The 12331-nt window shown below is 62.0% G+C and carries 8 protein-coding genes; all 8 read left to right on the forward strand.

From position 1 onward, the window contains the following. Window positions 1–309: 309 nt before the first annotated feature. The 8 genes from NEZ08_RS01170 (at window position 310) to NEZ08_RS01205 (ending at window position 12265) form a co-directional block, all read left to right on the forward strand. Window positions 310–1416, forward strand: coding sequence for an efflux RND transporter periplasmic adaptor subunit (locus NEZ08_RS01170; RefSeq protein ID WP_298102236.1), 1107 nt, complete (start codon window positions 310–312; stop codon window positions 1414–1416). A gap of 16 nt (window positions 1417–1432) precedes the next feature. After that, on the forward strand, window positions 1433–4573 hold the full coding sequence (locus NEZ08_RS01175) for an efflux RND transporter permease subunit (protein WP_298102239.1): 3141 nt from the start codon (window positions 1433–1435) through the stop codon (window positions 4571–4573). 81 nt (window positions 4574–4654) lie between these two features. Continuing rightward, the gene (locus tag NEZ08_RS01180) at window positions 4655–5266 is read left to right on the forward strand and encodes a TetR/AcrR family transcriptional regulator (protein ID WP_298102242.1); all 612 of its coding nucleotides are present in this window, start codon (window positions 4655–4657) and stop codon (window positions 5264–5266) included. Window positions 5267–5358: 92 nt separating this feature from the next. After that, the gene (locus NEZ08_RS01185; protein WP_298102244.1) at window positions 5359–5982 is read left to right on the forward strand and encodes a flavin reductase family protein; all 624 of its coding nucleotides are present in this window, start codon (window positions 5359–5361) and stop codon (window positions 5980–5982) included. A gap of 197 nt (window positions 5983–6179) precedes the next feature. Continuing rightward, complete coding sequence (locus NEZ08_RS01190) at window positions 6180–8447, forward strand: acyl-CoA dehydrogenase (protein WP_298102247.1); 2268 nt, start codon at window positions 6180–6182, stop codon at window positions 8445–8447. Continuing rightward, on the forward strand, window positions 8447–9730 hold the full coding sequence (locus tag NEZ08_RS01195; RefSeq protein ID WP_298102249.1) for an acetyl-CoA C-acetyltransferase: 1284 nt from the start codon (window positions 8447–8449) through the stop codon (window positions 9728–9730). Before NEZ08_RS01190 ends, NEZ08_RS01195 begins: the two co-directional genes overlap by 1 nt. An 8-nt stretch (window positions 9731–9738) precedes the next feature. Next, window positions 9739–11832 carry a 3-hydroxyacyl-CoA dehydrogenase NAD-binding domain-containing protein gene (locus tag NEZ08_RS01200; RefSeq protein WP_298102253.1) on the forward strand — a complete coding sequence of 698 codons (2094 nt, stop codon included), beginning with the start codon at window positions 9739–9741 and terminating at the stop codon, window positions 11830–11832. Window positions 11833–11836: 4 nt separating this feature from the next. Next, the gene (locus NEZ08_RS01205; protein WP_298102255.1) at window positions 11837–12265 is read left to right on the forward strand and encodes an acyl-CoA thioesterase; all 429 of its coding nucleotides are present in this window, start codon (window positions 11837–11839) and stop codon (window positions 12263–12265) included. Window positions 12266–12331 lie beyond the last annotated feature (66 nt).

Raw genomic sequence — 12331 nt, forward strand, 5'->3', positions numbered from 1 at the left:
CCTGCACCACAAGGGGCGAATTCGGTCAGGGACTTCAGATCGATGAAGCCGTAATAGAATCAACAAATTAGCTAGGGTCCAAGACTTTCCGAAGTTGGCGAAAGTGGGGGCTGGGACACGAACTTCGGAAAGTGGGCGCTAGTTTGCCAATTCCGAAGCGGCTTGGCCCGCCTCGTCGTCTCCATTTTATCTCTCGGCCAGCCAGCCTCCAGGAAGACTTCATCATGAATTCGTGAGCAGTGATAAATATTGACTTTTATCATTCAATAATCAACACTCCTCAGTGGCTGGAGCCTAGAGGAGTGTCCAATGTTGGCCCGCTTGATTTTATCAAGTTATTCCAAGCTCTTCGTCGGAATTGCATTGGCAGCCATGGCCGCCGCGTTGGCCGGCTGCAACGATACGGTTGCCGAGAAGCCGGCGGAATCCCGCCCGGTTCTGGTCGCCACCGTCCATTATGAAGCCCAATCTCCCGAGCGCAGCTTTGTCGGCACGATCAGGCCCCGGATCGAGACCGATATAGGCTTTCGCGTTCCCGGGAAGGTGGCGAAGCGGCTGGTCGAGGTTGGCCAGACGGTCGACATCGGCCAGCCGCTCGCCACATTGGACGAGGTCGATCTGAGGTTGCAGGCCGAGCAGGCCGAGGCGGAATTCACTGCGGCAACCGGCGTGCTGGCCCAGGCGGGCGCCGCCGAGCAGCGCGCCAAGGACCTTCGCGCCAAGGGCTGGGCCACCGATGCGCAGCTCGATTCGGCCAAGGCTGCGGCCGACGAGGCGCGCGCACGGCTTGACCGCGCCGAGCGTTCGGTCGAGCTGACGAAGAATTCCCTTTCCTACGCAACGCTTGTGGCGGACAGCCGTGGTGTCGTCACTGCAACGATGATCGAACCTGGCCAGGTGGTTGCCGCGGGTCAGGCCGCGATCCGCATCGCCCGGCTTGGTGAGAAGGAAGCGGTCGTCGCGATGCCCGAGACCCTTCTCGATCGCGCCAAGTCGGGCGTTGCCACGGTCTCGCTCTGGTCGGAGCCGGACAAGAAGCACGCAGCGAAGCTGCGCGAGATCGCGCCGTCGGCCGATCCCGTGACGCGAACCTATCTTGCCAAGTTCTCATTGCCGGATGCGGGCGATGACGTTTCGCTGGGGATGACCGCGATGTTGACGCTGGCTGATCAGCAGACCGAGCGTGTGGCGCGGCTGCCGCTGTCGGCGCTGTACAGCCAGGGTGGCGGTCCCTCGCTTTACGTCGTCGATGACAAGGGCGCGATTTCATTGAAGCCGGTCACCGTCAAATCCTACGACAGCAATTGTGTCGTGATCTCCGGCGGCGTCGACCAGGGCGCGAAGATCGTCGTGCTCGGTGTGCAGAAGCTCGATCCGAGCCAGAAGGTCCGGGTCGTGTCGTCACTGTCGTTTTAGCCCGACGGAGAGACCGATGAAGCGCTTCAACCTGTCTGCCTGGGCGGTGGGTCATCCCGCATTGGTGTTGTTCCTGATCATCGCACTCGGCGTGGCCGGCTTCTTCTCCTACGAGAAACTCGGCCGGGCCGAGGATCCCTTCTTCACGGTGAAAGTAGTGAACGTTTCGGTCATGTGGCCGGGCGCGACCGCCAAGGAGATGCAGGACCAGGTCGCCGACCCCATCGAGAAGAGGATGCAGGAGCTGCCCTATTTCGAGAAGGTGCAGACCTATTCAAAGCCGGGCTTCACGGCCATGCAGGTCACTTTCCGCGATTCGACGCCGCCGAAAGAGGTGCCGTACCTGTTTTATCTGCTGCGCAAGAAACTCGTCGACGTGCAGGGCCAGCTGCCGTCGGGAATACTCGGGCCTGTCGTCAACGATGAATTCTCCGACGTCGACTCGATCCTCTACATGATGACGAGTGATGGCGCCGATTATGCTCAGCTCAAGAAGGCTGCCGAAGGGCTGCGTCAGCGGCTGTTGAAGGTCAACGGCGTGACCAAGGTCGATATCTACGGCACGCAGGACGAGAAGATCTACGTAGAATTCTCGCATGCCAAGCTCGCCACGCTCGGCATCACGCCGCAGGCGCTGTTCGACTCGCTTGCGAAGCAGAACAATGTCGTGCCGGCCGGAACGGTGGAGAGCTCTGCGCAGCGCGTGCCGCTGCGCGTCACGGGCGCGCTCGACGGCGTGAAAGCCGTGGCGGAGACGCCGGTCGAGAGCAACGGCCGCGTCTTCCGTCTTGGCGATATTGCCACGGTCAGCCACGGCTATGTCGATCCGCCCAGCTTCGTCGTGCGTCAGGAAGGTAAGCCCGCCATCGGTATCGGCGTGGTCACGGCGAAGGGCGCCAACATTCTCGAACTCGGCAAGGAGGTGACGGCTGCGACCGACGAATTCATGCGGTCGGTGCCGCAGGGCATCTCCACCGACCGCATCGCCGACCAGCCGGAAGTGGTCGAGCACGCGGTCGGTGAGTTCGTGCACTCCTTCGTCGAAGCGCTGGCAATCGTGCTGTTCGTCAGCTTTCTGGCGCTCGGTTGGCGCACCGGCATCGTGGTCGCGCTCTCTGTCCCGCTGGTGCTTGCGATCGTCTTTATTGTGATGGATGCGATGTCGCTCGATCTGCATCGCATCACACTCGGCGCCCTGATTATCGCGCTCGGCCTTTTGGTCGATGACGCCATCATCGCGGTCGAGATGATGGTCGTGAAGATGGAGCAGGGATGGGACCGGATCCGCGCGGCGTCCTTTGCCTGGGAATCCACGGCATTTCCTATGCTGACGGGCACGCTGGTCACCGCGGCCGGTTTTCTACCGATCGGCTTCGCCAATTCGGCGGTCGGCGAATATGCCGGCGGCATCTTCTGGATCGTGGCGATTTCGCTGGTTGCGTCCTGGTTTGTCGCCGTGATTTTTACACCCTATATCGGCGTCAAGCTGCTGCCTGACGTCAAGATTCATCGGAATCACGATCCGCATGCGATCTACCAGACGCGGGTCTACCGAGCGCTACGCAGCGTGATTCAGTGGTGCGTGAACCACCGCATCAAGACCGTGTTGGCAACGATCGGCGTGTTCGCCGCCTCAATCGTCGCTTTCGGCCACGTTCAACAGCAGTTCTTCCCGCTGTCCGAGCGCCCGGAACTGTTCCTGCAACTCCGCCTTCCGGAGGGCACCGCCTTCAATGTCACGGAAAAATCCGTGAAGAAGGCCGAGGAACTGCTTAAGGGCGATCAGGATATTGCAACCTACACCTCTTACGTAGGACAGGGGTCGCCGCGATTCTGGCTCGGGCTCAATCCCCAACTCCCGAATGAGGCCTTTGCCGAGATCGTGATCGTCGCCAAGGGCGTCGAGGCGCGCGAACGGATCAAGGCGAAAATCGAGAAGGCAGTCGACGCGGGCGATCTTTCCGAGGCGCGCGTGCGGGTCGACCGCTTCAACTTCGGGCCGCCGGTCGGATTCCCGGTGCAATTCCGCGTGATCGGGCCGGACCCCAAGATCGTGCGCGAGATCGCCTACAAGGTGCGCGACGTTGTCCGGGAGAACAAGAACATCCGGGATCCGCAGCTCGACTGGAACGAACAATCGCCGTATCTCAAGCTCGTCGTCGATCAGGATCGCGCTCGCGCGCTCGGCTTGACCCCGCAGGACGTGTCGCAAGCGCTGGCCATGCTGATTTCAGGCGTGCCGGTGACGACCGTACGAGACGGCGTCGAGAAAATCGACGTGGTGGCGCGTGCCGTTCCTTCCGAGCGGCTGGATCTCGGCCATGTCGGCGATCTTACGGTGACCTCGCGCAACGGGGTTGCGGTGCCGCTGACGCAGATTGCCAGGATTGAATACGATCATGAGGAGCCGATCATCTGGCGGCGCAACCGCGACATGGCAATCACGGTGCGGGGCGATGTCGTCGACGGTGTTCAGGCGCCTGACGTCACCAACCAGATCTGGCCGAAACTTCAGGACATCCGCGACCATCTGGAGCCGGCCTACCGGATCGAACCGGGTGGCGCGTTCGAGGAGTCGGCGAAGGGCAATGCCTCGATTTTCGTGCTGTTTCCGCTGATGATCATCGTGATGCTGACGCTCTTGATGATCCAGTTGCAGAGCTTCTCGCGGCTGTTTCTCGTATTTCTGACCGCGCCGCTCGGCATTGTCGGCGCCTCACTGGGGCTAAACCTCGCCAACAAGCCGTTCGGCTTTGTCGCGCTGCTCGGCCTGATCGCGCTGGCCGGCATGATCATGCGCAACACCGTGATCCTCGTCGACCAGATCGAAACCGACGTCGCGCATGGTCTGACCCGGCGGCAGGCCATCGTGGAAGCCACCGTGCGGCGCGCACGGCCGGTGGTGTTGACGGCGCTGGCCGCGATCCTGGCGATGATTCCGCTGTCGCGTTCGGCCTTCTGGGGACCGATGGCAATCACCATTATGGGTGGCCTGTTCGTCGCAACGTTCCTGACCTTGCTGTACTTGCCGGGTCTCTATGCGCTCTGGTTCCGTAAAAGTCTTGAAGAAAGCGGCGGAAGCGTTCATGTTGGCCTTGCGCCGCCGCAAGGGGGCGTCCACCGGCCCGCTTTTCCGTTGGCTGAGGCTGCGGAGTGATTTGAACATCGACGCAGGTGGGGTGTTGTTTGCAAAGGGCCTGCCCGATCGCCGATCGAGCAGGATGAATCGAGTGCGAAAATGACGCTGACTGCCGAACATACCGAAACGGACACCCGGGAGCGTATTCTCGAGGTGGCCGAGCGGCTGTTCCGCCAGATCGGCTACCAGAAGACCACGGTCGGGGACATCGCCAAAGAGCTGCATATGAGCCCGGCCAACGTGTACCGCTTCTTCGAGTCGAAAAAGGCGATTCACGAAGGCGTTGCGCGTGACCTGATGGGCGAAGTGGAAATGGCGGCGAGGGCGATCGTGGCGAAGCCGGGGCCCGCAACGCCGCGTCTGCGTGAACTGCTGACCACGATCCATCGCATGAATTCGGAGCGCTTTGTCGGCGATTCCAAGCTGCACGAAATGGTCGAGATTGCGATGGAGGAGTGCTGGGAAGTCTGTGTTGCCCATATGCAGACCGTTGTCGAGGCGATCGGCACGGTGATTGCGCAAGGGGTCGCGTCCGGCGAATTCGAGACTAGCGACGTGCCATCGGCTGCCCTGTGCACCTGTCAGGCCATGATCGGTTATTTTCATCCCCAGATGATCGCTCAGGCGCTCAACAAGCCGAAGCCCCATGCGCCAATCGAGCAGATGGTCGATTTCCTGCTCGCCGGACTGGCGACACGGAAGGTGGAATAGCCTTCTGAACATTCTGAAGATATGTTGCCGTGCCCGGGGCGGTGCGAGACATCGCATCCGGAATGAATGACATTTCACAGGAAGAGCCCAGCGTGACCGAAAAAGATCTGTACTATTACGAGCCGAAGAACGGCCACGGCCTGAAACACGATCCATTCAATGCCATCATCGCGCCGAGGCCGATCGGCTGGATTTCCTCGCGCGATGGCAAGGGCAACGTCAATCTGGCGCCATACAGTTTCTTCAACGGCTTCTGCTATACGCCGCCGATCATCGGATTTTCCTCGACCGCCTGGAAGGACAGCGTCGCCAATATCCAGGAGACCGGCGAGTTCGTTTGGAATCTCGCGACCAGGCATCTGGCACAGCAGATGAACGCGACCGCCGCGCATGTCGCCCACGAGGTCAACGAATTCGGAATCGCAGGCCTCACCGCTGTGCCATGCAAGCTGGTGAAGGTGCCCCGCGTTGGCGAAAGCCCGGTTTCGTTCGAATGCAAACTGACGCAGATCGTTCAGCTGCAGGGCGCCGACGGCAGGAAGGCGCAGGCGTGGCTCACGCTCGGCGAGGTCGTTGCCGTCCATATCGACAAGGCGATGATCAAGGACGGCGTCTATCAGACGGCGCTGGCCCATCCGATCGTGCGCGCCGGCCGCAGGGGCGATTATTTCGAGATTCGCCAGGACGCCATGTTTGAAATGCCGCGGCCGGACTGAGGCTCTTCCGCCAGCTTGCGTCCGCGGCGCGCCATCACACAAAGCCCGCCGAAATCAGGCATTTCCAGACAGGAGCGTAAACAATCGTTCCGGTGAGGCCGTATCAATTTGTCCTTCTTTCGGGTCGAAGTCTTCACCCGAATCCGGTTTCTTCCGTTAGAATTGAGGTCCGCGCCGCCTGATCCAAGGACATCGTCATGAGCTCCTTCCGCCGCGATTTTCTGACCAAGCCGATCTTCTCCTGGGCACGCGGCGTCCTGCCGTCGATGTCAGATACCGAGCGGGAGGCGCTCGAGGCCGGCGACGTCTGGTGGGATGCCGATCTCTTCACCGGAAACCCGGACTGGTCGAAGCTGCTCAATTATGCGCCGGCAACGCTGACGGCGGAGGAGAGGACCTTCCTCAACGACACCGTCGACGAACTCTGCACGATGCTCGACGACTGGAAGATCAACTGGGAATGGCGCGACCTGCCGCCCGAAGTATGGGATTACATCAAACAGAAGAAGTTCTTCGGGATGATCATCCCGAAGGAACATGGCGGACTCGGCTTTTCGCCCTACGCGCATTCTGAAGTGGTGCGCAAATTGTCATCGCGCTCGCTGGTCGCAGCCGTCACCGTCATGGTGCCGAACTCGCTCGGACCCGGCGAACTCCTGATGCGCTTCGGCACCAAGGAGCAGCAGGAGCGCTGGCTGCCGCGGCTGGCGGATGGCCGCGACATTCCCTGTTTCGGCCTTACCAGCCCGGAGGCGGGCTCGGACGCGGCTTCGATGATCGACAGCGGCGTGATCTGCAAGGGCGAGTTCGAGGGCGAAGAGGTGCTCGGCCTTCGCCTCAACTGGCACAAGCGTTACATCACGCTTGGTCCGGTCGCGACACTCCTGGGGCTGGCGTTCAAGGCCTACGACCCCGACCATCTCGTCGGCAACGACGACGAACTCGGCATCACCGTTGCGCTGATCCCGACCGATCTTCCCGGCGTCTCCATCGGCCACCGGCATTTGCCTGCGATGCAGGTTTTTCAGAATGGTCCGAACTGGGGCAAGGACGTCTTCATTCCGCTCGACTATATCATTGGCGGCAAGGAACGCCTTGGCCAGGGCTGGAAGATGCTGATGACGGCGCTTGCCGCCGGACGCGGAATCTCGCTGCCATCGCTGTCGGCGGCAGGCGCGGCCTACGCTGCACGCACCACCGGTGCATATGCGCGCATTCGCGATCAGTTCGGCATTTCCATCAGCAAATTCGAAGGCATCGAAGAACCGCTCGCGCGCATCGCCGGCACCGCATACCTGCTCGATGCGGCGCGGCGGCTGACCTGTGCGGCGCTCAACAAAGGCCACCATCCGGCTGTCATCTCCGGCATCATGAAGCTGCAGGCGACCGAACGCATGCGGATCGCGATCGACGACGCCATGGACATCCATGGCGGCAAGGCCGTGATCGACGGGCCGCAGAATTACATCGGCAACCTTTACCGCTCGGTGCCGGTCGGCATCACCGTCGAGGGCGCCAATATCCTGACGCGCAACCTGATCGTGTTCGGGCAGGGGGCGATCCGCGCTCATCCCTATCTGCTGCAGGAAATGAACGCGCTCGGCGAACAGGACCGCGCCAAGGGTCTGGATGATTTCGATGATGCGTTCTGGAAGCATGTTGGACACAGCGTGATGACGCTGTTCCGTGCCTTGGGACGTAGCTGGACCGGCGGCCTGTTTGCGCCGGCGCCCGACGCCGGTGACGCGACCAGATTCTATCGCCAGCTGTCACGGTATTCGTCGGCCTTCGCACTCTGCGCCGATATGGCGCTGCTCACGCTTGGCGGCGCGCTCAAGCGAAAGGAAATGTTGTCCGCGCGTTTCGGCGACATCCTCTCCGAGCTTTATCTGTTGTCGGCAGCGCTGAAACGCTGGCAGGACGAGGGACGTCAGGCCGCCGATTTCGCTGCGCTCGAATGGTGCATGGCGAGCGGCTTTCGCACCATCGAGATTCGCTTTGCGGAAATTCTGGCCAACCTGCCCAATCGGTTTATTGCCGCCATTTTGAAGCTCGTGGTTCAGCCGTTCGGCGCACGCGTGCTCGGGCCTTCCGACCGCGTGGTGCACGAATGTGCTCAGCTCGTGCTGGAGCCATCGGCGGTGCGCGATCGGCTGACGCCCGACCTTGCGCACGTGGACGACGATGGCGGCGTGGCGCGACTTGAGAAGGCATTCCTTCTCGTCACCGGTGCGGAAGAGATTGCAAAGCGCATGCGCGCGGCACGCCTGCACGATTGGCATGAGGCCGTAAAACAGGGCGTGATCACGCAGGCTGAAGGTGAAAAACTCAAGGCGGCACATGAGGCTGTTGCGAAGGTGATCGATGTCGACGATTTTGCGCCCGAGGCGCTGTCGCCGATTTACAAAAAGCCGAACGTGCACCAGTTCTTCCAGGAGCTCGGTGAGCAGAGGGCGGCAAGCTGATGGCGCGACCCGTCTTTATTGTCGACGGCAGCCGCACGCCGTTCCTGAAGGCGCGCTCCGGTCCCGGTCCGTTCACGCCGGTTGATCTGGCTGTTCAGTGTGGCCGGCCGCTGCTCGCCCGCCAGCCCTTCGCACCCGACAGCTTCGATCAGGTCATCCTTGGCTGCGTCAACGTCATTGCCGACGAAATGAATCCCGCGCGGGTCGCTGCGCTCCGGCTCGGCATGGGCGAGCGGATGGTGGCCTTCACCGTGCAGATCAATTGCGGCAGCGGCATGCAGTCCATCGACACGGCCTTTCGCTACATTCGCGAAGGCATCTCTGATCTTATTCTGGCCGGTGGCACCGAAGCGCTGAGTTATGCGCCACTGGTATGGCCGCAGCAGGGAGTGCGCTGGTTTGCAGGGCTTGCGACCGCCAAGGGGATCCTGGCGAAACTCGGCGCGATCGCGAAAGCGCGCCCGGCCTATTTCAAGCCGGTGATCGGGCTTGAGCGCGGCCTCACCGACCCGATCACCGAACTCAACATGGGGCAGACCGCGGAGGTTGTCGGCCATCTCTTCGGCATCACGCGTGAGCAGTCCGACGCCTACGCCGCGGAAAGCCACAGGCGGCTAGCGCATGCGCAAGCGAGCGGATTTTTGAAGGGAGAAGTCGAGACAGCCTTTGCCCGCGACGGCAAATTCTACGATCACGACGACGGCGTGCGGCCGGATTCGACGCCGGAGAAACTGGCTACGCTGAAGCCAGTGTTCGAGCGGCCATGGGGCCAGGTCACCGCGGGCAATTCCTCGCAGATAACCGATGGCGCCTCGTGGGTGATCCTCGCTTCGGAAGAGGCGGTTGCAAAACATGGTCTTACGCCAAAGGCCGTGATCGTCGACAGCCACTGGGCGGCGCTCGATCCCTCGATCATGGGACTGGGCCCGGTGATGTCGGCGACCGAACTGTTGAAGCGCAACAAATTGGCGCTCCCGGATATCGAGACCTGGGAATTGAACGAGGCTTTTGCCACGCAAGTGTTGGGCTGCCTTGCGGCCTGGAATGACGACAAATTCTGCCGGGAGGTTTTGGGGCTCGACGGCGCCGCAGGCCAGCTCGACCAGACCCGGCTGAACGTCGATGGCGGCGCGATCAGTCTCGGCCATCCGGTAGGCACCAGCGGCAACCGCATCGTGCTGCATCTCGTCAATGCGATGAAGCGGCTCGGCACCAGGCGCGGCATCGCCACCGAATGTATCGGCGGCGGGCTGGGCGGCGCCATGCTGATCGAGACGGTATAGGGGGCGTCATGGAAAGCCATATCCTCGACGTTCTTTCTGACCGCGTGCTCGAACTCGGACCGAAGCCGGCGGCTAGCGGCGCGTACCGTCATTTCAAACTGACGCGCGATGCCGATGGCATCGCCTGGCTGCTGTTTGACCGGGACGGCGCCAGCGCCAACACGCTGTCAGCCGAGGTGCTGTCCGAGTTCGACGCGGTGCTGGCCGCGCTCGAAAGTGAGCGGCCGGCCGGTTTGGTGATCCGCTCGGCCAAAGCTTCCGGCTTCATCGCCGGGGCCGACGTCAACGAATTCCGCGGAGCAACAGATTCGGCTGCAGTCGAGGCGCAGATTGCGCGCGCCCATGCGGTGATCGACCGGCTGGAAGCAGTGAAATTTCCAACGGTGAGCGTGATCCACGGCTTTTGCCTCGGTGGTGGGCTGGAAGTCGCGCTCGCCTGTCAGTCGCGCATCGCCATTTCCGACGCGCGCTTCGGTTTTCCGGAGGTGATGCTGGGATTGCATCCCGGCCTCGGCGGCACGGCCCGTTTCACTGAGCTCATCAATCCGATGCAGGCGATGACGCTGATGCTCACAGGCCGCACCATCGATGCGCGCCGCGCCAAATCGCTCGGCCTCGTCGATGCAGTGACGGAAGAGCGGCATGTTCGCAATGCCGTGAAGGACGCCGTCTTCGGCCGGCTCAAGCGTGCCGGGCCCGGTTTCCTCCATAGCGTTTTGAACGCCGGCCCGGTGCGCGGCTTTCTCGCCTCGCGCATGCGTTCCGAAGCGGCGAAGGCCGCCTCGCCCGAGCATTATCCGGCGCCCTACGGATTGATCGATCTCTGGGAAAAGCACGGCGGCAACAAGGCTGCGATGCTCGCCGCCGAACGGAGCTCGTTCGCGCACCTGATGGTGACGCCCACGGCGCAAAACCTGATCCGGGTATTCTTCCTGCGCGATCAGATGAAGAAGCAGGCTGGCTCCGATAACAAGATCAGGCAAGTCCACGTCATCGGCGCCGGTGCGATGGGCGGCGATATCGCGGCCTGGTGCGCCAATCGAGGATTGAAGGCCACGCTGGCGGACATGAAGCCCGATCCGATTGCCGGCGCAGTCAAGCGCGCGGCCGATCTGTTCAGCAAGATCATCCGCAAGCGTACCGAAGTGCGTGACGCACTCGATCGCCTGATCCCCGATCTCGACGGCGAGGGAGTTCGTACGGCGGACCTCATCATCGAGGCGGTGCCGGAAAAGCTTGAGCTCAAGCAGAAGGTCTATGCCGGCCTCGAGCCGCGAATGAAGGCGGGCGCGATCCTTGCCACCAATACGTCTAGCATCCCTTTGCAGGATTTGCGCGCGACTCTGGAAAAGCCGGAGCGGTTGCTTGGCTTGCACTTCTTCAATCCGGTCTCGCGCCTGCAATTGATCGAGGTCGTCAGCCATGACGGCACCGATCCGCAGCTTCTGAAGGAAGCGTTGGCCTTTGTCGGTGCGATCGATCGCCTGCCGTTGCCGGTCAGGAGTTCGCCCGGTTTTGTCGTCAATCGCGCGTTGACGCCCTACATGCTGGAAGCCATGGTGCTGTTCGATGCCAATGTCGACAAGACGGTGATCGATGCGGCGGCCGAAAAGTTCGGGATGCCGATGGGGCCGATCGAACTCGCCGATCAGGTCGGGCTCGATATCTGCCTTGCGGTCGGCGACATGCTCCGCTCGAAATTCGGCGACCTGTTGCCGCCGACGCCGGCCTGGCTGCGCGACAAGGTTGCAAAGGGCGAACTCGGCCGCAAAACCGGAAGGGGATTTTATGTCTGGCGTGACGGCAAGGCCGACAAAGCCCGGCCTGTATCCGCTGCGGAGCCCGACGCGGAGATGATCGACCGGCTGATCCTGCCGATGTCGAACGTCTGCGTCGCCTGCCTGCGCGAGGGCATCGTCGATGATCCCGATATGGTCGATGGCGCCATGATTTTCGGCACGGGCTACGCCCCGTTCCGCGGCGGTCCGTTGAATTACGCGCGGACGCGAGGAGTGGAAAACGTGACGTCCGCTTTGCGTAAGCTGGAAACCAAATTCGGCGGCCGGTTCGCGCCGGATGCGGGCTGGGAAAATTTCAGGTAATGATATGACCGACCCGCAAGCCGTTCACGCTTCGCCTGTCACCGCAACCGCGCCGTCCGGCGAGCTCTGCATTCGCACGCTGGCGATGCCGGCCGATACCAACCAGAATGGCGACATTTTCGGCGGCTGGCTGCTCAGCCAGATGGATGTCGGCGGCGGCGTGTTTGCATCCAAGACGACGAAATCACGCGCCGTTACCGTTGCGATCGATGCGATGAATTTCCGCAAGCCCGTCTATGTCGGAGATCTCGTTTCGGTGCACGCCAATCTCGTCAGGATGGGGAGGACGTCGATCACGGTGCACCTCGAAGCCTGGGTGCTTCGCCGCAAGGAATTGCAGCCGATCCTCGTGACCGACGGCCACTTCACCTATGTCGCGATCGACGAAGAAGGCCGGCCGCAAGCCATTCAGCAAGATCAGCCGCTGGACTAATACCAGGGCGAGATCGATGCCGCGGCCGCCCTCAGCCGTAGGCGAGAGGGCAACCGGGAACGACTG

The sequence above is a fragment of the Bradyrhizobium sp. genome (assembly GCF_027451485.1).
Lineage (GTDB): Bacteria > Pseudomonadota > Alphaproteobacteria > Rhizobiales > Xanthobacteraceae > Bradyrhizobium.

Coding starts and splice junctions, on each gene's coding strand:
- NEZ08_RS01195 (WP_298102249.1), top strand. CDS start 8,447: ATGGCGCGACCCGTCTTTATTGTCGACGGCAGCCGCACGCCGTTCCTG.
- NEZ08_RS01180 (WP_298102242.1), top strand. CDS start 4,655: ATGACGCTGACTGCCGAACATACCGAAACGGACACCCGGGAGCGTATT.
- NEZ08_RS01200 (WP_298102253.1), top strand. CDS start 9,739: ATGGAAAGCCATATCCTCGACGTTCTTTCTGACCGCGTGCTCGAACTC.
- NEZ08_RS01175 (WP_298102239.1), top strand. CDS start 1,433: ATGAAGCGCTTCAACCTGTCTGCCTGGGCGGTGGGTCATCCCGCATTG.
- NEZ08_RS01170 (WP_298102236.1), top strand. CDS start 310: ATGTTGGCCCGCTTGATTTTATCAAGTTATTCCAAGCTCTTCGTCGGA.
- NEZ08_RS01190 (WP_298102247.1), top strand. CDS start 6,180: ATGAGCTCCTTCCGCCGCGATTTTCTGACCAAGCCGATCTTCTCCTGG.
- NEZ08_RS01205 (WP_298102255.1), top strand. CDS start 11,837: ATGACCGACCCGCAAGCCGTTCACGCTTCGCCTGTCACCGCAACCGCG.